The 19,971-nt window shown below is 40.6% G+C and carries 21 protein-coding genes; 6 read left to right on the top strand and 15 right to left on the bottom strand.

All coding sequences use genetic code 11. The annotated features are described in order from the left end of the window. Window positions 1–87 precede the first annotated feature (87 nt). From JN11_RS03870 to JN11_RS03825, 10 genes are all read right to left on the bottom strand, one after another. A complete protein-coding gene (locus tag JN11_RS03870) occupies window positions 88–531 on the bottom strand; it encodes a cytochrome B (RefSeq protein WP_144909822.1) in 444 nt (147 codons plus the stop codon). Window positions 532–646: 115 nt separating this feature from the next. Continuing rightward, window positions 647–1,078, bottom strand: a complete 432-nt coding sequence (locus JN11_RS03865) for a hypothetical protein (RefSeq protein WP_144909820.1) — start codon at window positions 1,076–1,078, stop codon at window positions 647–649. A gap of 5 nt (window positions 1,079–1,083) precedes the next feature. After that, window positions 1,084–1,419, bottom strand: a complete 336-nt coding sequence (locus tag JN11_RS03860) for a phage holin family protein (RefSeq protein WP_144909818.1) — start codon at window positions 1,417–1,419, stop codon at window positions 1,084–1,086. A gap of 79 nt (window positions 1,420–1,498) precedes the next feature. After that, window positions 1,499–1,765 carry a YtxH domain-containing protein gene (locus JN11_RS03855; RefSeq protein WP_144909816.1) on the bottom strand — a complete coding sequence of 89 codons (267 nt, stop codon included), beginning with the start codon at window positions 1,763–1,765 and terminating at the stop codon, window positions 1,499–1,501. 144 nt (window positions 1,766–1,909) lie between these two features. Continuing rightward, on the bottom strand, window positions 1,910–2,959 hold the full coding sequence (locus JN11_RS03850; RefSeq protein WP_144909814.1) for an AI-2E family transporter: 1,050 nt from the start codon (window positions 2,957–2,959) through the stop codon (window positions 1,910–1,912). Between the two features lie 118 nt (window positions 2,960–3,077). Further along, on the bottom strand, window positions 3,078–3,302 hold the full coding sequence (locus JN11_RS03845; protein WP_144909812.1) for a hypothetical protein: 225 nt from the start codon (window positions 3,300–3,302) through the stop codon (window positions 3,078–3,080). 5 nt (window positions 3,303–3,307) lie between these two features. Then, entirely contained in the window at window positions 3,308–4,717 is a 1,410-nt protein-coding gene (locus tag JN11_RS03840) for a sigma-54-dependent transcriptional regulator (protein ID WP_144909810.1), read from the bottom strand. 250 nt (window positions 4,718–4,967) lie between these two features. After that, entirely contained in the window at window positions 4,968–5,567 is a 600-nt protein-coding gene (locus JN11_RS03835; RefSeq protein ID WP_144909809.1) for a hypothetical protein, read from the bottom strand. A 170-nt stretch (window positions 5,568–5,737) separates the two neighbouring features. Continuing rightward, the gene (locus tag JN11_RS03830; RefSeq protein WP_144909807.1) at window positions 5,738–6,520 is read right to left on the bottom strand and encodes an enoyl-CoA hydratase/isomerase family protein; all 783 of its coding nucleotides are present in this window, start codon (window positions 6,518–6,520) and stop codon (window positions 5,738–5,740) included. An 11-nt stretch (window positions 6,521–6,531) separates the two neighbouring features. Next, the gene (locus tag JN11_RS03825) at window positions 6,532–6,951 is read right to left on the bottom strand and encodes a cobalamin B12-binding domain-containing protein (protein ID WP_144909805.1); all 420 of its coding nucleotides are present in this window, start codon (window positions 6,949–6,951) and stop codon (window positions 6,532–6,534) included. 144 nt (window positions 6,952–7,095) lie between these two features. Between JN11_RS03825 and JN11_RS24365 the strand changes: the two genes are divergently transcribed. Further along, on the top strand, window positions 7,096–7,257 hold the full coding sequence (locus JN11_RS24365) for a hypothetical protein (RefSeq protein ID WP_170227685.1): 162 nt from the start codon (window positions 7,096–7,098) through the stop codon (window positions 7,255–7,257). 143 nt (window positions 7,258–7,400) lie between these two features. Here the strand turns inward: JN11_RS24365 and JN11_RS03820 are convergent, their stop codons facing one another. The 3 genes from JN11_RS03820 to JN11_RS03810 form a co-directional block, all read right to left on the bottom strand. Beyond that, entirely contained in the window at window positions 7,401–10,118 is a 2,718-nt protein-coding gene (locus JN11_RS03820; RefSeq protein ID WP_144909803.1) for a glycoside hydrolase family 78 protein, read from the bottom strand. A 257-nt stretch (window positions 10,119–10,375) separates the two neighbouring features. Continuing rightward, on the bottom strand, window positions 10,376–11,728 hold the full coding sequence (locus JN11_RS03815) for a Dyp-type peroxidase (RefSeq protein WP_144909801.1): 1,353 nt from the start codon (window positions 11,726–11,728) through the stop codon (window positions 10,376–10,378). A 68-nt stretch (window positions 11,729–11,796) separates the two neighbouring features. Beyond that, window positions 11,797–12,234: a hypothetical protein gene (locus JN11_RS03810; RefSeq protein ID WP_144909799.1), complete on the bottom strand. Its 438-nt coding sequence runs from the start codon at window positions 12,232–12,234 to the stop codon at window positions 11,797–11,799. Window positions 12,235–12,718: 484 nt separating this feature from the next. On the opposite strand from JN11_RS03810, the gene miaE reads away from it, so the two are divergent. After that, window positions 12,719–13,318: a tRNA-(ms[2]io[6]A)-hydroxylase gene (gene miaE / locus JN11_RS03805; protein ID WP_211360639.1), complete on the top strand. Its 600-nt coding sequence runs from the start codon at window positions 12,719–12,721 to the stop codon at window positions 13,316–13,318. A gap of 439 nt (window positions 13,319–13,757) precedes the next feature. Further along, window positions 13,758–15,680, top strand: coding sequence for a gliding motility-associated C-terminal domain-containing protein (locus tag JN11_RS03800; RefSeq protein WP_144909797.1), 1,923 nt, complete (start codon window positions 13,758–13,760; stop codon window positions 15,678–15,680). Between the two features lie 2 nt (window positions 15,681–15,682). Here the strand turns inward: JN11_RS03800 and JN11_RS03795 are convergent, their stop codons facing one another. Next, window positions 15,683–17,281, bottom strand: a complete 1,599-nt coding sequence (locus tag JN11_RS03795; protein ID WP_144909795.1) for an FAD-dependent monooxygenase — start codon at window positions 17,279–17,281, stop codon at window positions 15,683–15,685. A gap of 6 nt (window positions 17,282–17,287) precedes the next feature. Next, window positions 17,288–17,998, bottom strand: a complete 711-nt coding sequence (locus JN11_RS03790) for an SAM-dependent methyltransferase (RefSeq protein ID WP_144909794.1) — start codon at window positions 17,996–17,998, stop codon at window positions 17,288–17,290. Window positions 17,999–18,053: 55 nt separating this feature from the next. Between JN11_RS03790 and JN11_RS03785 the strand changes: the two genes are divergently transcribed. The 3 genes from JN11_RS03785 to JN11_RS03775 all read left to right on the top strand — a co-directional run bounded on the left by JN11_RS03785 (window position 18,054) and on the right by JN11_RS03775 (window position 19,952). After that, the gene (locus tag JN11_RS03785) at window positions 18,054–18,770 is read left to right on the top strand and encodes a hypothetical protein (protein WP_144909792.1); all 717 of its coding nucleotides are present in this window, start codon (window positions 18,054–18,056) and stop codon (window positions 18,768–18,770) included. Between the two features lie 104 nt (window positions 18,771–18,874). Next, a complete protein-coding gene (locus JN11_RS03780) occupies window positions 18,875–19,588 on the top strand; it encodes a glycosyltransferase family 2 protein (protein WP_144909790.1) in 714 nt (237 codons plus the stop codon). 1 nt (window position 19,589) lies between these two features. Next, window positions 19,590–19,952 carry a DUF2304 domain-containing protein gene (locus JN11_RS03775; protein WP_144909788.1) on the top strand — a complete coding sequence of 121 codons (363 nt, stop codon included), beginning with the start codon at window positions 19,590–19,592 and terminating at the stop codon, window positions 19,950–19,952. Window positions 19,953–19,971: the final 19 nt, after the last annotated feature.

Genomic DNA, 19,971 nt, shown 5'->3' with positions numbered 1-19,971 from the left:
CCAGCTGTTATTATGATTGATTTTGATCATTGTGGTCACAAATTTATAAAGAAAATTGAATTAGCAAATTTTTTCTTCATTTTTTTATTAATTGGATCCAATTACCGGTAAATGTCCGGCTACAATTGCCCCAATAATTATTAAAAAGGCTATGATATAGAAAATTGCAATGGTTTTGTGTTTGCCTTCCGGAAGAATGATTTTTTTTGATTTGCTATGTCCAATGGTGATTAAAACAATAGCAATAACCATCATCAACCAATGCTCAACAGTAAAGTAACGGGTAGTTTCTGTTTTCATGGTACTGCTGTTAAATTGAACATTAGGGCTCAAAATGTACAGTACAATGCCAATAAGTAATTGGGTATGGGCTGATATCAGCGCAAATAAATTAACACGGCGGTTAACTTCGGTATATGGTTTTTTACCCAGCCAGCCGAATAAAGACTGAATGATGGCCAATAATACCATTATAAATACCACGTACCTGAAACCTGAGTGCAGGTCTTTAAAAAATTCGTATGCGTTCATTGCTCAAAAGATTTCCCGAATATACAATTCTAAGCCCGAAGTAAATAACACGGAGCATTAAGTCATGAAAAATGACTTATAAGTTGATTTGTGCTGACAGAATCAGAGGCAAGTATTAATATGTTTCACTTAATGGGGGTACACCTTTATGCAGCGCATCTTCGGCCTTTGGCTTACTTTTGAAAAGCGTTTTTACCTTATCCCAGAGGCCAACTAATGATTCTTCACTAATAAAATGTGATGCTTTTTGAGAAACCAGGCCTACCAGTGTTTTAATAATAATGTTTGAGTTTCTGAATAAGGTGCGGTTAAGTGTAAAAGGTAAAATAAAACGAGATATGATACCTACTATATCCTGCTCAAAAAAACCTGCGTTTTTAGTTCCATCGGCATTAGGTGATTTAGGAAACAAAGTCATTAAAGTTGAAAACAAGGCAGATGGGCTTCTGAAACGCTGTGCCAATGCAACGCTTTTTTGTTCTTCAAGGCCTTTTAAGCGATATATTTCTTGCCTAAGATCTTCGATGTTTTTGATAGGTAAATCCATTGTTGTTAGTTTTTAAAGATCTTTCGGATAATGGCATTAACAATTGGCAATTCCAGACTTTGTTTTTTAGCCTTTACAATAAGTGCAATTAGTAAATAAATAAAAGAAACACAGCCAAAGCCAATCCATGTTGCCCCTAACAAGCTGCCTAATAAATAGGCTACTGTAAAACTTGCAAATATAAATGCCAGCAAGCTGAACAAAAACACAACAACATCAGCTATTAAACCGGCTGCGATGGACGTACCGCCTTCAATGGCCTGGTATTTTGCCAGCTTAATACGCGTTTCAGCATAGTCCTTCAGCTGATCAATAATAGGTGGAGGAGTTTGGTTTTCCATAGGTGTTTGTAGTGTTTAATCTTCAGCTTTTAGTCCAAGTTTTATGATAACTATGGACTAAAAACTATTGATTTTATGTTTATGCGTGTTCCAGATCGTCCTGGTATTCTTGTTCAGCGCCGTTAATTTTTGTTTTGATATTGCCAACAACCTTGTCTTTTAAATTAAGCAGGTTATCAATTTCAGCCGTGGCTGTTTCTTTTATTGAATCACCAAGGTTTTTTAATGATTCAGCAAGTTTGTCACGTGTTTCATTTCCTTTGTCTGGTGCAAATAATACGCCCAATGCTGCTCCTGCCGCCAGCCCTACCAGCAATGCGACAAATACTTTTGAGTTATCGTTCATATACTATAAATTTTAAAGTTGATTAATTGTTTTTATTTTAATTAAATATCCTGCCAATTGATACAAAACGGACTAATTGTCTATTTTGTTACATCTGTACGTTTAAAACATGAAATCTAAACGTGTCACAAATATAATCATCTGTCAGTTTATGTTATCAGGTCCAGTGCGTATTCGTTCAAGTCTGTCAGCTGCCATGCGGTTTGTTTCATAAATTTCCAGCAGCAACAGAAAGTAAGATAATAATAAAGGCCCAAAAACCAGGCCTAAAATTCCAAAAAGCGGTATACCTATAAAAACCCCGATAATGGATATAATGGGGTGCGTATTGGCAATCCGTTTATTGATAATCATCCTTAACACATTGTCAATATTGCCAATAAACAGCAACCCATATGCAAGTAACAATATTCCTTTTAAAGAATGGCCCTCGGCTATTAAAATAATACCGGCTGGTATGGTAAGTGTTGGGGCACCAACAACCGGTAAAAATGAAATAAAGGCGCCTATTACTCCCCAGAAGATCGGATCGGGTAAGCCAAATATCCAAAACCCGTTTGCCAGCAAGGTTCCCTGTACAATAGCTATTATGCCCTGGCCCAACACGTTTGAGTAGGTGGCATTGCGAAGGGCATTGGCAAATTTTAAAGCATGTTGCTCGCGAAAAGGGGCATATCTGAGCAATCCTGCTTCAAATTCTTTTATCTGGGTAAACATAAAATAGAGCAAAAAATACATTACCAGTAAGGTGATAAAAATACTGGCAGCACTACCCACAATAGAAGGGAACAGATCGGTAGCGTAAACGCCTAATTTTTGGATGGTATTTTCGGCAATATGTGGCTGATTAAAATTGTGGCCGGCATAGGCATCAATTTTGGTTACCCACTCCTGTAAATTAAATGTACTGTGATTAATGGAGCCAATTTTATTAACTACCAGTATACTCAATGACATTAACGGAATAATAACTACAACTAATGAGGTAAAAATTATTAATAGGGTAACCAGGGTCTTATTCCAATGTTTATTATCAACGAAGTGCTTATAAACAGGCCTGAATATAGTGAAGAGCACAATGGCGCCTAAAATAGAACTAAATAAACCGCTTAATGAATACAAAATGAAGCAACCAAGTATTACAATGCTTGCCAGAATAATATTATTACGCTGTTTATAGTTGAAAATTGACATTAAAGCTAAATTATTTTACCTTATAAAGCGAAAAAGCAATAAAAGGTTTGGCCTTAAACTGTAATAAATTTAATGACCAGATATTGAATTTAACAAAAATAACCGGAGATATACAGAACTATTCTGTTGCTTTTAACAAAGCATTTATTTTAGCTGCACTGATAGATATAGAATCCATGTAAAAGGTACAATCTTCTGATGCATCAGGTATTTCGTAGCGAAGTTGTTCGAGCGCCAGCAATACGTTGGAGAGCTGGTTATTAATATCATGCCTCAGGCTTCGCAAGGTTTCTGTATCAACAAAGTTCCCGTGTGTTTCGTTATCGTCTGCGAATCCTTCCATCTTCTTTATTTTATGTTAATGGCTTTCATTTTATTATAGAGCGTTTTTCTATCAATGTTTAATATTTCGGCTGCTTTTGTTTTATTGAAGTTTACTTCGCGCAGCACTTTTAAAATGGTTTCATACTCCGCTTCAAGTGCCGCATTTTTTAAGTCGTGCCTTGGTTCTTTAACCTCTACCTGTTCGGTGTGGTTATTCGAGTAATCATATACGGGTATTTTAAAGTTTGATATTTCGAGCGGTAACGCTTTCATTAAAATCTCATTGCCTTCGGTAAGCAATGCTGCCCGGCGTACAACATTTTTTAATTCCCGTATATTTCCCTGCCAGCGATAGTTCATAAAACACTCTATCACCTCTGGCGAAAAGGCAGTAACGTTTCTACCCAGTTCATGGTTAGCCAGCCTCAAAAAATGATCGGCCAGCAGCATAATATCATTACCACGGTCTCGCAGTGGCGGTATATAAATACTGAACTCGTTGAAGCGATGATACAAATCTTCCCTGAATTTTCCTTTTTGGATGCCTTCCTGCAGGTTTTCATTGGTAGCTATGATGATGCGTACATCCAGGTTGATCTCTTTGGTGCTGCCGATTCGCTTTACCTTACGTTCCTGCACCGTTCTTAGTAATGCTGCCTGTATTTCGTATGACAGGTTTCCTACCTCATCTAAAAATAAAGTTCCGCCATTGGACATTTCAAAATGGCCTATTTTGGTATACAGTGCGCCTGTAAAAGATCCCTTTTCGTGACCGAAAAACTCACTTGCTGCAAGCTCTTTGGTTAATGACCCGCAATCCATCGCTATAAATGGCTGGTTATAACGTGGGCTATTTAAATGAATACTTTTTGCTACCGATTCTTTACCGGTACCACTTTCACCTAAAATAATTACGCTGTAATTGGTAGGGGCTACCAATTCAATTTGCCTGAGTAATTCTTTTGATGCCTTACTGGTACCAACAACAAACTCACCGGCAAAAGCTTGTTTTTTTATTTCCCGGCTTGATTTATCCGGGGTTACGTTTTCTACAACGTTTTCAACCAGGGCATAGTGTGTTTCAATAGCCTTGGTAATAGTATTTAATATTTCATCGGGGTATAATGGTTTGGTGATATAATCATATGCACCCATTTTTATAAGCTCAACGGCCATTTTTATATCCGAGTAACCGGTAATAATAATAACACCGGTTTTTGGATATTGCGTTTTAATATTTTTAAGCATCTCTCGCCCATCTGTATCCTCCAGCCTGAAATCGCACAAAACAAGGTTAAAGTCCCCGGTTTTCAGGTACTCCATCCCAATAGTACCGGTTGATGCGGTAGTAACATCAAATCCGTTTCGCGTTAAAAATTTTGAGAGTAATAACGCAACATTAACTTCATCATCAATGATGAGTATTTTTTTCATTAGTATTAAATTATATATTTTTAAGCAATATGAAGCTATTTTAAGCCATTTTTATATGTGAACCAGCTGCCCAATAATATTTCAATTTAGCTATTTATAGTTACAAATAAAGGTTTTATGCGGTAATTATCATACTAATCTGCTAATTTATGAATTTAATCCTATCATACGTTTTTAAGCAACAAAAAGTTGTATAAACAACAAAAGGAGGCTTATGGCCCCCTTTTGTTAATAGTAGTGCGTAAAAATTTTACTTTGTAGAAAATGCGTAAGCTACACGTAAGCCAACGAAGTTAAATTTAACATCGTTACCAGAGCCATTGTAAAAGCTGCTGTTACCTTCATATCTTACACCTGCATCAAGATAGCTTTTGCCACCCAATGGGAACTGATAACCTAGTTGAGGAGCGTAAACAAAAGCGGCAGTTTTGTCGGCAGCAAGACTTGATTTATTTAATAAGAAAGATGCACCTGCTTCACCTTGTACATAAAAGTGAGGAACGATAAAATACTTTAAACCTGCTTTTACCGGTAATAACTGGATGTTAGTAGCATCAACGCCTAAACCGTCAACGTTATTTTTACCAAATATGTTATCATAACCTGCGTTTACAGTAACATAAAGTGAGTTTGAAATAACCGGGATGTCAGCTTGAACTGAACCACCTAAGTTCCAGTCATAGGCATTTTTAAAACTGCTACCTGTAGGTAAACCCGCGTCAACACCTATGCTTAAAATTATTCCGTTTGACGAAGTTGAAGATTTAGTAGTGGCTGTTTGTGCTTTTGCACCGAAGCTTAAACCTGCAAATGCTAAGATTAAAGCTGAAATTTTAAATGAACTTTTCATGATTGTATGTTATTAAATTATTATGTGTTTGTTAAAACACGGAACAAAGTAACAGCACAAATCATTTATCTTTTTTCATTCAAATGTCACGATTATTCAATCGCTTGATTGATAACAAGATAATTTTTGACCATATGGGTTCTTTGGTCAGGGTAGTGTAAAAATCACACTTACTCGCCCTTAAATTCTGGTTTTCGCTTTTGTAAAAATGCCGAAATTCCTTCCTGAAGATCCTTCGTTTTAAAGCATTTCCCGAATTCATCCATCTCAATTTCGAAACCGTTTATACCATCTTTCGCCGCTGCATTTACAGCAGTTATAGCAGCCGAAATAGCCAATGGGGCACGTAATAGAATCTTATTTAGTATTTCTTCTGCTTTAGGCAGCAGTTCTTCGGCGCTTGTTACGTGGTTAACTAATCTGTACTGATGGGCTTCAGTAGCAGTGATCATATCGGCCGTCATAATCATTTCAAGGGCCTTGCCTTTACCCACTAGTTGGGTTAAACGCTGTGTACCGCCATAGCCAGGCATCAATCCCAAAGTAACTTCCGGCAGGCCCATTTTGGCAGAATCGGCAGCAACCCTGATATGACAGGCCATAGCCAATTCCAATCCTCCACCTAAGGCAAAACCATTAATAGCTGCTATAACAGGCTTATTGCCATTTTCTATCGCATTAAAAACCAATGATTGGCCAAGTCTTGCCAGTTCGCGCCCGGCATTGACATCAAGACCGGCAAATTCTGAAATATCGGCACCAGCCACAAAAGCTTTTGCTCCGGCCCCTGTTAATATAATTCCTCCAACTGCCGGATTATGAAAAGCTTCGTAAAATGCGGTATGCAATTCGGCAATGGTAGCTTTATTTAATGCATTCAGTTTGCTTTCGCGATTAATAATAATATACTGGATGCGCCCTTTATGTTCTATCAGTAAATTTTGGAATGACATAGTTTAATGTTTTAGAAATTGCGGTGCTTGTGCACCCAATTGGTTATATAAGTAACAATATCTTGTGTATGGGTACCCGGTGGAAAAAGTTCACCTACGCCTAATTTTTTTAACTCATTCATATCATCCTGCGGGATAATACCTCCACCCGTTACCAAAACATCGTCCATTTTTTTTTCTTTTATTAGGTTGATGATCTTGGGGAAAACTGTCATGTGGGCACCTGATAGTATAGAAATACCAATGGCGTCCACATCTTCTTGTAAAGCGGTATTTACTACCATTTCGGGTGTTTGTCGCAGTCCGGTATAAATTACTTCCATGCCGGCATCGCGTAGCGAGGTAGCAATAATGCGGGCTCCGCGGTCGTGACCGTCAAGGCCCACTTTGGCAACTAATACACGTATAGGGCGGTTAAAAGAATTGCTCATTAATAATTGGATTGCGAAAGGTAAAAGTAGTAAGAAAATATGAGCTGGTGTTATTTTGACCAACCACCTTAATGAACCTTTTTAAACAGTATAAAACTTATTTGGTCTTTTTGTTATTATACTATTCAAATTAAAACACTTACCATGAAAAAGTTAAGTTATTTATCAGTTATCCTGCTGCTTTTGTGCCTGAGTAGCTGCTCGGTAATTGCCGGGATTTTTAAAGCCGGTGCAGTAGTGGGCATAATTTCGGTTATTGTTGTTATTGCTATTATCATTTGGGTTATTTCCTTATTCAGAAAATAAGAAGCCCCTCCTAAATCCTCTACGCCTATAGGCGGAAGGACTTCAGAAAATAAACGCGAGCGAAGCTAAAGTCTCCCCTACCGGGGGAGATTTAAAGGGGGCTAAAATTCAGATAATGTACATAGGAACGGTAAAGCTAATTTTTACAGGGTTGAAATAAAATGGTAACTGCCTGAACCTACACTTACTACCAGATATCCGCTTATCGGTTCGGCTAATTTGATAGCAGCATCGGTATTAACGGGCTTACCGCTTTCTGTTACGGTGCCATTATTACTTACGGGTATATAAATGGTTGCTGTTGTATTTGCGGGGATTTCTACATCCAGTATTAAATTCCCATTATCCAGTTTCCAGTGCGAGCTTACTTTTCCATAATTGGTTTCATAATCAGCTGCAGCAAATTGTAATTTACCACCAATGGTTGGCTTTATGGTGATTTGTTTATATCCCGGACCATCAGTTTTGGTATCAATACCTGCAATTACACGATACATCCAATCGCCAATGGCACCATAGGCATAGTGGTTATATGAGTTCATGGTTGGTGTTTCGAAGGTACCATCAGGTTTTATGCCATCCCATCTTTCCCAAATAGTGGTGGCACCCATTTTTACAGGGTAAAGCCAAGACGGATAAGTATCCTGCAATAATAGCCGGTAAGCAACATCAGCATAACCAAAACGACTCAACACATGGCAAAGATATGGGGTACCCAAAAAGCCAGTAGTTAAGTGATTGTTATAACGATGAATGTTTGCCACCAGCCTGTCGGCAGCTTGTTGCCTTAAACCTTCGGGCAGCATATCAAACTGCAGGGCAAGTACATAAGCCGTTTGGGTATCAGATGAGATTAAGCCGTTTGGTGTTACATATTCCTTTAAGTAAGCAGCTTTTACTTGCGCTAAAAGGTTATTATAGTAGGCCACATCTTCTGTTTTACCCAAAACTTCTGCGGCATTAATAAGCAGTTGGGTTGAATAAGCGTAAAAACACTGGGCTATTAAATATTTACTGGTAATGGCCGAATGCCCATCATTATCGTCATTTTCGCTATAAAAAAGCCAATCGCCAAAGTGATTGCCAGTGTTCCAAAGGTCATTTTTACTTTGATGTTGCATATAATCAACCCAGGCCTTCATACTGCTGTACTGGTCTTCCAGTATCCTTTTATCGCCATAAGCCAGATACATGTTCCATGGAATAATGGTGGATACATCAGCCCAGCCGGTGCTTGCCCCAGGACCTGACTTAAGTCCCTGTGCAATTACATTGGGGATAACAAATGGCACGCTCCCACTTTCGTATTGATCTGCTGCAACATCCTTAAGCCATTTGGCAAAAAAGTTGTGCACGTTCATATTGTAAGTTGCCGTGCGCGAAAAAACCTGTGCATCGCCTGTCCAGCCCAGGCGTTCATCCCGCTGCGGGCAATCTGTGGGCACATCCAGGAAGTTCCCCTTTTGTCCCCACTGAATATTATGCTGCAACTGGTTAATAAGTGTATTGGAACAGTTGAAAGTTCCAGTAGGGGCCATGTCAGAATATAAAGCGATTGCGGTAAAATCTTCAGGCTTTAAATCGCCGGGGTATCCCTCTACCTTAATGTATCTGAAACCCTGCCAGGTAAATTGAGGCTCAAAAGTTTCCTCTCCTTCTCCGTTAAGGATGTATACATTCTGTGAGCGGGCTGTTCTTAAGTTGTCGGTATAAAAATTGCCTGCTTTGTCAATTACCTCAGCATGTGACAGTGTTATTTTATCTCCGGATTTCCCGGTTACTTTCATTTGTACCCATCCTACCAGGTTTTGGCCAAAGTCAATTACCTTTTCGCCTTTAGGGGTTGTAAATATTTTTACGGGTTTAAACGTTTCATGCTTGCGCACCGGCTCATTATAGGTAGCTATCAGTGTGTTTTTGGTAAAGTCTTTTACAGTTACCCCATACCAGCCCTTATCATCAAAATTAGTGGTCGACCAATTTTTTTGCTGCATGCGGTCATCAATGGTGGCCCCGTAATAAATTTCAGCAAAACGAACGGGCCCTGTTGATGATTTCCAGCTATCGTCAGATATTATAGTAGCTTTTGTGCCATCGGTATAAGTAATATCAATTTGCAAAAGCAAGGCAATATCTTTGCCGTACAGGTTAGGTGTTGGATTATAACCAAAATGGCCGCGATACCAGCCACTGCCCAAGGTGGCGCCTACGGCATTTTTGCCCTGTTGTAATAAAGCGGTAACATCATAGGCCTGGTATTGCAGGCGTTTGTTATAGCTGGTCCAGCCGGGGGTTAAGAAGGCGGTGCCTACACGGTGACCATTTATTTGTGCCTCGTACAAGCCATGAGAGGTAATATAAGCGGTAGCTGATGCCACTTTTTTAGATAAAGAAAAGGCCTTACGGAACAAGGGGCTAGGCCTTGTTACCGAATCTTCAGCAAAACCAGGGGTTATCCATTGTGCTTTCCAATCGGCTGGCGAAAGCAGGCCCATTTGCCAGCTAGCCGGAGCACTCCATCCAGAAGCATTCCCTGAATTATCCCAAACCCTTACCTGCCAGGTATATTTCTGGCCCGATACCAGTGTTTCACCTTTATAAGGCACATATATGGATTGATCGGATATTACTTTACCGCTGCTCCATAATGCATGATTGCCTTTTTTTACTTTAATTTCATATGCCGATTGCATTACGCTCCTCTTATTCGCTTCGGTTATTTGCCAGCTGAATCGTGGGGTTAAAGCATCAATAGAAAGTGGATCAGTTTGATTTTCGGTAAGCAAGTGTTCCACTTTTACCTGTGCAAAACCTAATCCCGACAGGTGTAAGGCAAGAAATAAGAAGAGGATCTTTTTCATTTTGTTTAAATTGTCTATTAGACAGGCAAGTTAAATAAAATGATTTTAGTAAAGCAAACTATACCCTTATGCAGGGGCATTTATCATTGATATATTACAAGTAGAGGACAGCCCCACCTAAATCCTCTCCGCCTATAGGCGGAAGGACTTAAAAATAAACATGATCTAAGCTAAAGTCTCCCCACCCGGGGGAGATTATTCATAGCTATCATTTGTTCTTTATGGCATTCATGAGGGCTTCGTCGTTTAGAGGGGGCTTATTCCACAATACTTTTTAAAGTACTTATACTGGGTAATAAACAGTATGCCGTTCCGCGAGTAACTACAAATTGAGGCAGACTTTCTATTTCTACCGGGCCTTTTGAAGTAGGGATGGTAAAAGAGGTATCAGCACCGGGCATGCTTCTGTTGGCAATTAAGGCGTCCTGTCCCTGTTGGTTCGGAAATATATTACTAAAATTTGTGGTGTTGATCCAGGAGTAAAGCAGCTCAAACTGGTTTGATAAGGAACCACATAAAAATAGGCCTATCAATCCCCTGTCCTCACTTGCTGTTTTTGAATTAAAGGGCTGGCCATAAGCCATGCCTCTTCTTATCAGTCTTGGTGGTAAGCCGGGCTCTGATAACACCTCGTCGCGCGGGTTAGCAACCCGGTTATGTGCGGAAAATGGGCACTTCATACCAGTGGTATCGCCCGAATATCCAAAAGCGGTAGCATGGCTGAGTTCCGGATTAGGCTTATCAGGGGTTAATTCAAGAGGCGATCCGTCTCTCCAGCGTCCGTTTAGTTTCGCCGCCATCCATTCTGTAGCATCAGCAATTGACAGGCCAAGTTTAGGCGCTATTTCCTTTGCATTTGTATCTAAAAAATTGTCGAAGGTATCTACATCCTGGTATAACATCCTAAAGGCATTATAACAGCCATCTTTAGCAAAGACCCCCGCATTTCCCTGTGAGGGGCCGGGTTGTGAAGTATTATTGGGGTAACCGATCAGGAATGCACTTAAATCAGCAGGATCATCCGGATTGCCCCAGTTAAGTGCGGGTTGATCAATACCATCCAAATAGCCAAAATGAATACTGTTACGTGGCACTGTAGCATACTCCTCCAATCTTTTTGTTCCATTGGCAATAGGCAGATATTCGGTTAGACCACCTGCAACAGCAGCATCGGCCACTATTTTAACCAGCTTATTAAGCGCGGGCTCATCCATGCCATAAACGTGTACAACACAATCAACTTGTTTACCTGTTTGCCCAAATACCCAGGTATCGATATTGCTTTTTCCATCATTGAGTGATTGCTGCGAACCCGCCGAAGCAGGCCCCTGTTTAAAGGTTGGTGGAAAGCCTGCCAAATCACTTGTGGTAAGTTTGCTTACTACTTTAAGACCGGTAAAAGTAAGGCCGATGTTCAGCATCATTTCGGGTTTGTCATCACCCCAGTCGGCGGCAGATTGAACGTAGGGAAGTATGGCTTTAATAAAGCCTTTGGCGCCGGGTTGAGTGGCAAATTTAAATATCAGATGACACGACCATGGGTGCGTATAGCCCCGCATAATCATGCCCTGTACATTGTTTCTATCTGGTTGAGAATTACTTACGGGCATGGCTCGAAAATTATAAGAAGTAAAAATTATCAGCCGGAGAATCCGGCTGATAGATAAGTTCAAAAGCCTTAGTGAGCCTTAGCGGTGCTAAAAGCCTTCTCAATTTCCTTTACTGTTTGCGGATATGCAGCATACATATCGCCAGCATCATTAAGGTTATTGTTGTTAATGAAATTCTCAAAACCTGTAAGATCTGTTACCGGTGGATTTGGCGGCGTTAAAGCAATGGCTGCTATAGCCGAAAAAGCCAGCTTTGTTCCCGGATTATCCCAGAAAAATTTCAGGTACGGATTCATCGGGCCATCAAATTCGGTCATCAGCATAATGGCATGAAAACCTTCGCCTGATGCATTAGGAATCAGTGAAATACGGGCATAATGCACAATGGCTGATGCATCAAGACCTGCTGTAACGGCGGCTACAAAATTGTCATGTATTCCCTGGGCTGTTTCCTGTGTTTTTGCATCTTGCTTTATAGGTACATACAGGGTTAATGGATTGGTCATGAGATTTAAGATTTAAAAAAAGGTTTAGGTGCTTACTCTGTTTCAGGCTTTTCAGCAAAACGCCTTCATATTACTGCGATAAGGTTTAGGTGCGATTATAAATCAATGCTAAGGTAGCTATAGCCAAGCCAATGGAAACCGTACTTTAACGGTATTTTTAGGGTAAAAATACGGTATTGATCTACTGTCATTTAGGCAAGAAAGACTTCCCCGCCCTCTTTTTTGCTCGCAATAGAGAGGGCAGATCCAGCTTAGCGTAGATCGGGAGAGTAAGCCCTGCAAGCAGCGTTAACGTAAATGCACTGGCGTATTGACTCATCCCGACCTTCTCCGCCTTTAGGCGGATGGTCGACCCTCTCTTCGCCTTTGGCGGAAAGAAGGTAAAAAAAGCCATTGGAAAAATAATTTGTCTTTACTTAATCGATCCAAACATTTCAAGTCATCTGCGCTTCCCCATTAATTATCAAAAAACTATCTTTGCATTGTGAGCGATAAAACTATCCTTAAGCTGCAATTACCAACCGACCCGCTATGGGTTAAGAACGTGGTGGAAAGCAATATTGAAGAGCTGCTTACAGATCATGCTTTTTGCGAACAGAAGGCTGCCAGTAATGGCATCACTCTTATCGTGCAAAATCCAAACTTGCCTGACCTGGTGCAGGAAATGATAGCATTGGTGCAGGAAGAAATGGACCATTTTAAACGGGTGCATGATATTATACAGGCGCGTGGCTTTGTAATGGGCCGCGAACGCAAGGACAACTATGTAAACGAACTGCGCAAATTCATCGTGGTTGGCGGCGGAAGAACTGTACAATTGGTTGACCGCTTACTTTTTTCAGCAATGATTGAGGCTCGCAGTTGCGAACGTTTTAAAGTATTATCCGAAAATATTAATGATGAGGAGTTGTCAACCTTTTATCATGAACTGATGATTAGCGAGGCTACACACTACGCTATGTTTATTCGCCTGGCAAAAAAATACTGTGGTGATGTTGATGTGGATGCCCGCTGGAAACAATATTTAGCCTACGAAGCTCAGGTTATCCAAAACTACGGCAAAGCAGAAACGATACACGGATAATTAATACCCCTTCATCTACATAAACCCCGCCCTGTTTATTCATTTTTTATTCCTGCTTTTGAATAAGTTGCTTTGAGCATGTTAAGAGCATTTAAAGGTGCCAATAAATTTCAACGCATCCAACGCAGCTTTAAATGGATGAAAATAGCGCACTCATCGATACAAGACCGTTGTTTATCGATACTGTTTATTTAAAACCACCCGTCCGCAATAGCTTTACACTCATTCAAATTAATTTATGTAATCAGGATGCTGCCTGGTGTTTGGTTTTTATCACCTCTAAGCAACCTCAGTTATTAATAGCTATACCTTATGCCCCTTAATTACAAATTATAGTTTATCCAATTAATGGATTTCGTTTATCAGCCCGGGTGTCTGTATGTAAGTGCAGGCACCTATTTTATGAATTGCATTAAACTATTGCTCCCCATATAACTAAATGGAAAAAAGTAAAAACATAGCCAAAGCCTTATTATTAACTATTGTATTAATGCTCTGTTTAAATATAAACAACAGCTTTGCACAAAGCCTGGGTGATCCGGTTGTTGATATTACATTTGGTTCGGGTACTGCCACACACTCTGGGGCTTTACCTGCCGATTCAGGTTCAACCAGTTACACTTATACTTCTGCTGATTTCCCTAGTGATGGTTATTATACCATTGAAAGTACAACCAATAGCCCTAATGTTTGGTGGACAACTACTGATCATACCGGAAATACAGGTGGTTATATGATGGTGGTGAATGCCAGCGTTTCAAAAACAGATTATTTTTATAAAAGGGAAGTGGATGGTTTATGCGGTGGAACAACCTACCAGTTTGGCGCCTGGATGGGGAATCTGTTAAGATATAGTGATTTGAGTCCGCCGGATATTATTTTTTCCATTGAAACCACAGACGGTACGGTTATACAAAGTTATGATACCGGGCCCATTGCCCAACGAAAAGATGCCTTTAAATGGATACAGTTTGTATTTGACTTTACCCTTCCGGCAAATACATCTAACATTATTATAAAAATGACCAATAACAGCAATGGTGGGGCGCCTGCTAATGACCTGGCGCTGGATGATATTACCTTCAGGCCATATGGCCCATCGCTTGTTGCCGGTTTTAGTTCATCGTCATTAAGCTCCATAACTTCATGTGCAGGTCAAACAACACCATATACCTTAACTGTTGCACCGGTAAGTGGTTATACAAGCCCGGCTTACCAATGGCAAATTAATAATGGTACCAGCTGGACAGATATTCCGGGAGCAACCTCTTTATCTTATACTGCTGATCCTACAACTGTGGGGACTTATGAATACCGGCTGGCCAGCGCCGAAGCCAGCAATATTGGTTCGGCCAGTTGCCGGGTTGTTTCTAATGTACTTACCATCGTTATTGATGATACCCCATCCTCAACCGCCACGGCAAATACACCTTTATGTGTTGGCAATACTTTAAGCCTTACAGCATCAACCGGAACAGGTTATAGTTGGACCGGGCCCAACGGATTTACATCATCTATACAAAATCCATCAATAGATAATATAACTGCGGCCGCTGCCGGAGATTATACGGTAATTGTTACCTCGGGCAATTGCTCTTCAAGCGCAGCAGTAACCGTTAATGTATATGCCCAACCTGTAGCCAATGCCGGAACTGATGTAACGATTTGCCAGGGGGATAACACCACCCTGAATGCCAGCGGAGGAACGAGTTATAGTTGGTCGCCAACCAAGGGTTTATCAGACCCGACTATAGCCGATCCCGTAGCGAGCCCAACAGATACAACGGCTTATGTGGTTACGGTTAGCAATACCAACGCCTGTACCGCTACGGACACGGTAATGATAAATGTGCTTAAAAAACCAGTAGCTAATGCCGGGGCAAATAAAGAAATAACCCAGGGGCAATCCGTAACGCTTAACGGAACGGCAAAAGGAACAGACGTAACTTATTACTGGACACCGGATACTTATTTAAGCAGTACCACGGTACTTAATCCAGTCGCTACGCCACCCGCTGATATAACGTATACTTTGCATGTAACGTCAACAGTGGGTTGCGGCGATGATGCCACGGCTGATGTGTTTATAAGGGTTTACAAAGAAATCACGATTCCAAACACCTTTACACCAAACGGCGATGGGATAAATGATACCTGGGATATTACAGCGCTTGATACTTACCCGGAATCAGTTACACAGATTTTTGACCGTTACGGGAGTTTGGTATTTGCCAGCACCGGTTACTCCAAAGCATGGAACGGAACTTATAATAACAAAAACGTACCAGTTGGCACCTATTATTATTTAATTGATCTTAAAAACGGGCACAAATATTCGGGTTGGGTATTGGTAGTGAGGTAGTACTAATTCAGCCCTACCACATTTTTCAGATAGTTATCCATCAAAACCATATCCACCTTATCATTCATAAAGCCTATGTACATATCGGGGCGTACAATTAATGATTTGGCCTGATTGGGTTTTAGTTCAAAAGCATCAAATACATGCTGGTTTTTTGCTGATGGCGGCAGGTAAAAGAAATTAAGTGCCGATTGATAATTTTGGGTGATCCATTTAGCCAGGGTAAACAGATCGAGTTCTGCAAATTTACCCAAAACAATCAGGGTGAAACCGGGCTTGCTGCACCATTCGTGCAGATCAGTTTCGAGTTGTTTCTTTTCGTCAAATACTTTCAGGTAAGGTAGCCTGTCGCCCGCTTTTATTTGGGTGGCTTGACTTATATTTAAATTTATAGCGCTATCCCGGTAACTGATTCCAATTTGCGATACCCGTTTAAAAAATTCTTCTCTGATGTTTTCCTTGCTCCAAATCCATTTAAGCACTACGGGCAGCAGCCATTTTTTAAATATATTGGATAAAACACTACCCGACATAATGAAACTAAACACCCTGTCGGTAGTGCCTAGCAAATCTTTTGCAACAGGCATCCTCTCCGCAGCATAACTATCCAATACAGCTGTTTTCAACTGGTTATTTACCACACCTGCCAGTTTCCAGGCTAAATTATAGGCATCCTGCAAACCGGTATTCATGCCCTGCCCACCAACCGGCGAGTGGATATGGGCCGCATCGCCCACTAAAAAACAACGCTGCTCCCTGAATTTATCTGCCATGCGGTGATGCAGCCGGTAAGTAGTAAACCAATAATTGCGGGTAATATTTATAGCTAAACCACTGATCTCTTTTAAACAAGGTAAAATATCTTCAATCGCCAGATCTCCTTTTTTTTCAAGGCCATCAGGCAGGTTGCCGATTACCCGGTAACGATTAGCTTCCGGCATGGGAAAAAAGGCAGAGAATCCTTTTTTCTCCAGGTATAGCTGCACTTCGTTACCGTTTAGTTCGTCATTATCTAACTCAACATCCGCCAGGTAAAATTCATGTTGATAGGTATCGCCACTAAAGGGGATGCCTGATTGTTTGCGCACGGTACTATGTGCGCCGTCGGCCCCAACCACATAATCACATTGCAGGGACAGTGTACTGTTACCATTTTGCAATTCTGCTGCTACAAAGTTTGTAGTTTGTTTTAGTGAGATTAAATGGGTTTGCCAATACACAGGGCAGCAATTAAGCGTTAAAAATTCAAGCAGCAGCCTTTCGTTTTTGCTTTGCTGATACAGGTGAATAAACGGAAACATGGTTTGCCCCTCGCCAACGTGGCTGAACTGTAGTTTGGCCAACTGTTTTCCGGCACGATTAAAAGAAACGGCTTCCGCTTGTTTACCACCTTCCAGAATGCGATCAATTACCCCCATCTGGCGGTAAATTTCTAATGACCGGGCCTGTACTGCCAATGCCTTCGATTCATCGGTAGGTCCAAGTTTGGTATCAATAATAATAGGCTGAACGCCATACCTCAGCAATTGTGCAGCCATCATGAGGCCTGAAGGGCCCGCGCCAACAATGAGTACTTTGGTATGCGTTTCAGAAATATTCATTCAGTATTAACGATGGAAGAGTAGAAAAATACATGGTCTTTTATGCAGCTCGGGCACCTTTTTTTGCCAGTCGGCAATGGTTTTGGTTTGCACCAGTTCGGTAGCAGCGGTTAAGTCGCAAGCTATGCATAAACGTGTTTTGGGATTGGCGGTTTTCAAAATATCATCCAGCAATGAATTATTGCGGAATGGGGTTTCGATGAATATTTGTGTTTGATCCTGTCGCTCGGCAATACTTTCCAGCTCTTTTATTTTTTTGGTGCGTAAAACTTTATCAATAGGCAGGTAGCCATAAAAAGTAAAGCTTTGCCCATTAAAGCCTGATGCCATTAGCGCCAGCAGGATAGAGCTTGGGCCAACCAATGGAACTACTTTTATACCCATTTTATGTGCCTTTTCAACAATTTCGGCACCCGGATCAGCAATGCCGGGACAGCCAGCTTCACTCATTAGGCCCACACTATTACCGGCTTGTAAACCTTTAAAAAATTCAGCGGTGCCGGTTTCGCGATTATGTTTGCCATAATCATGAACAATCAGTTCGCTTTGCGGGGTTTTTAATCCGGCTTCTTTCAAAAACCGGCGGGCGGTTTTCTCATTTTCAACAATGTATTCTTTAATGCTGTTAATGGTATCAACCAAATACGGCGTAAAAGATTTGACCGCGGCTTCTTCAGCAAGCGGTACGGGGATTAAATAAAGGGTTCCTAAGGGCATATTGCAAAATTGCTGTTTTTTGTTTAATTTAAGCACTGAAAGGATAATTGAAAAAATGAAAGAGTTAAGTAAAAACTGGTTTATTGAAGGTTCAATTGATTTTGAGTATAAAAAATACATCCTGCTCGATTATCTGCAGGAAATTAACCGCCATTTTGACAAAAGCAAGCTATATCCAAACCTTACTGATCTCATCTTTCATTATAACAACCTGCTGTATTTTAAAAAGAATAAAACCATGTTGCAACAGGCCTTTCCGCAGCGTTTAACCAAGGCTGATATTGATGCCGTTAAGCTCACCTACCAAAAAATTGTGGATGATGATAGCTCTATGCGTGAAATAGAATCCATTATCAATTTTGCCCTTCAAAAAATGGATCCGGCTATACAAACCGGTAAAGAGATTTATGATTTTGTAGAAAGCAGGCTCAACATTGACCCTGTTGGTATTGTTCCGCTGCTGCCTTATCATGGTTATTTCTCACTGCGTAATGGCAATATCCGAACGAACCAGGTTTATGAATTTCAAATAACCCTGTTTGAAAACAAGGACGATAAATACCGCGGTATTAATATTATTTTTATTGATACCTACGAAGAAAGCATCACCCTTACTCCCGAAACTATAAAACTCGACCTGATCCGCCGCAACCAATACCTGCCCAATCCGGCAGTTTATTATGTGCATAGCGATATTGCTTTCCCGCTGGAGCAAACTTTATTGCCGGTGGCTAAAAGAAGTTTGGTGAAGTATATTTCAAATGCTGCATAAACTGTTATTGTGCTAATTTTACTGCAAAAAATATTTTTCCATCGTAAAAAGAGAATCACCTGATATATTAGCATTAGAAACCTGATGAAGCGGGTTGCAGGGCAATGAGTAAAAAAATTCTGATCATTATTCCATGTTATAACGAGGGCAACTCACTCCCATTACTATTGGAGCAGTTATTACTACTGAAGTTGCCGTATCACTACAAAATGGAAATTGCCGTTGTAAATGATTGCTCAAAAGACGATACCAAATTGGTTGCCGGCCTATATCCTGTTGTTTTGTTAGATCTGCTGGTTAACCTGGGCATTGGCGGTGCGGTGCAAACAGGCTTTTTGTATGCAAAAGACAATGGTTTTGATATAGCCGTACAGATGGATGGCGATGGTCAGCATCCGCCAGCCGAGTTGCATAAGCTGATTGAACTTCACGAAAAAACAAAAGTAAATGTAGTTATAGGCTCGCGTTTTTTGGATGAAGGTGGCTTTAAATCATCATTTGCACGCAGAATAGGCATCAGGTATTTTCACTGGTTAAACAGAATCCTGACCGGTAAAAGCATTTATGATACTACTTCAGGCTTTAGGTTATTTGATAAAAAGGCGATAGAATTGGCCTGCACCAAATACCCGGACGAATACCCTGAACCGGCATCCTTAGTGATTTTTTCCAAAGCCGGATTATCGGTACAGGAAGTACCGGTAACCATGAAAGAAAGACTGGCGGGCCAATCATCCATCCGTAACTTTGCATCGTTGTATTATTGTGTTAAAGTAACTATCAGCATGTTATTTATATTTATTCGTAAACCTTATTAATATGGCCCGGATACAACTCATTACCATCGCTATTAATATTTTATTTATAGCCTACATTTCAAGACTCATTATTAAAGGTAAACTGCGCGAGGAATACGCCATTGTTTGGTGCATCTGCACCTTTGTGCTCATCCTGTTTTCCTTTTGGCGCGGTGGACTGGATGTAATGTCGAAACTGTTTGGCGTGTTTGAACCGCCTAACCTGGTATTTACCGGCTTTATCTTCATTATCCTGGTTTATTTGTTGCACCTGTCGGTAGTGAGTTCTAAAGCGCAGCACAGCATTACCCGCCTTACACAGGAGCTGGCTATATTGAAAGAAAAAATGGAAAAAGCCGAAGAAGAAAAGCATATAGGCAATTAATAGTTTAACCACTTGTTTG

It is taken from the genome of Mucilaginibacter frigoritolerans, assembly GCF_007830615.1.
Taxonomy (GTDB): domain Bacteria; phylum Bacteroidota; class Bacteroidia; order Sphingobacteriales; family Sphingobacteriaceae; genus Mucilaginibacter; species Mucilaginibacter frigoritolerans.
This window is presented reverse-complemented; position numbering and strand designations above follow the sequence as displayed.

Bases quoted from the DNA above. Each gene is read 5' to 3' on its own strand.
- JN11_RS03860 (WP_144909818.1), bottom strand. From the start codon at position 1,419: ATGGAAAACCAAACTCCTCCACCTATTATTGATCAGCTGAAGGACTAT.
- JN11_RS03865 (WP_144909820.1), bottom strand. From the start codon at position 1,078: ATGGATTTACCTATCAAAAACATCGAAGATCTTAGGCAAGAAATATAT.
- JN11_RS03820 (WP_144909803.1), bottom strand. From the start codon at position 10,118: ATGAAAAAGATCCTCTTCTTATTTCTTGCCTTACACCTGTCGGGATTA.
- JN11_RS03850 (WP_144909814.1), bottom strand. From the start codon at position 2,959: ATGTCAATTTTCAACTATAAACAGCGTAATAATATTATTCTGGCAAGC.
- JN11_RS03810 (WP_144909799.1), bottom strand. From the start codon at position 12,234: ATGACCAATCCATTAACCCTGTATGTACCTATAAAGCAAGATGCAAAA.
- JN11_RS03800 (WP_144909797.1), top strand. From the start codon at position 13,758: ATGGAAAAAAGTAAAAACATAGCCAAAGCCTTATTATTAACTATTGTA.
- JN11_RS03775 (WP_144909788.1), top strand. From the start codon at position 19,590: ATGGCCCGGATACAACTCATTACCATCGCTATTAATATTTTATTTATA.
- JN11_RS03790 (WP_144909794.1), bottom strand. From the start codon at position 17,998: ATGCCCTTAGGAACCCTTTATTTAATCCCCGTACCGCTTGCTGAAGAA.
- JN11_RS03855 (WP_144909816.1), bottom strand. From the start codon at position 1,765: ATGAACGATAACTCAAAAGTATTTGTCGCATTGCTGGTAGGGCTGGCG.
- JN11_RS03870 (WP_144909822.1), bottom strand. From the start codon at position 531: ATGAACGCATACGAATTTTTTAAAGACCTGCACTCAGGTTTCAGGTAC.
- JN11_RS24365 (WP_170227685.1), top strand. From the start codon at position 7,096: ATGAAAAAGTTAAGTTATTTATCAGTTATCCTGCTGCTTTTGTGCCTG.
- JN11_RS03780 (WP_144909790.1), top strand. From the start codon at position 18,875: ATGAGTAAAAAAATTCTGATCATTATTCCATGTTATAACGAGGGCAAC.
- JN11_RS03825 (WP_144909805.1), bottom strand. From the start codon at position 6,951: ATGAGCAATTCTTTTAACCGCCCTATACGTGTATTAGTTGCCAAAGTG.
- JN11_RS03845 (WP_144909812.1), bottom strand. From the start codon at position 3,302: ATGGAAGGATTCGCAGACGATAACGAAACACACGGGAACTTTGTTGAT.
- JN11_RS03795 (WP_144909795.1), bottom strand. From the start codon at position 17,281: ATGAATATTTCTGAAACGCATACCAAAGTACTCATTGTTGGCGCGGGC.
- JN11_RS03840 (WP_144909810.1), bottom strand. From the start codon at position 4,717: ATGAAAAAAATACTCATCATTGATGATGAAGTTAATGTTGCGTTATTA.
- JN11_RS03830 (WP_144909807.1), bottom strand. From the start codon at position 6,520: ATGTCATTCCAAAATTTACTGATAGAACATAAAGGGCGCATCCAGTAT.
- JN11_RS03815 (WP_144909801.1), bottom strand. From the start codon at position 11,728: ATGCCCGTAAGTAATTCTCAACCAGATAGAAACAATGTACAGGGCATG.
- JN11_RS03835 (WP_144909809.1), bottom strand. From the start codon at position 5,567: ATGAAAAGTTCATTTAAAATTTCAGCTTTAATCTTAGCATTTGCAGGT.
- JN11_RS03785 (WP_144909792.1), top strand. From the start codon at position 18,054: ATGAAAGAGTTAAGTAAAAACTGGTTTATTGAAGGTTCAATTGATTTT.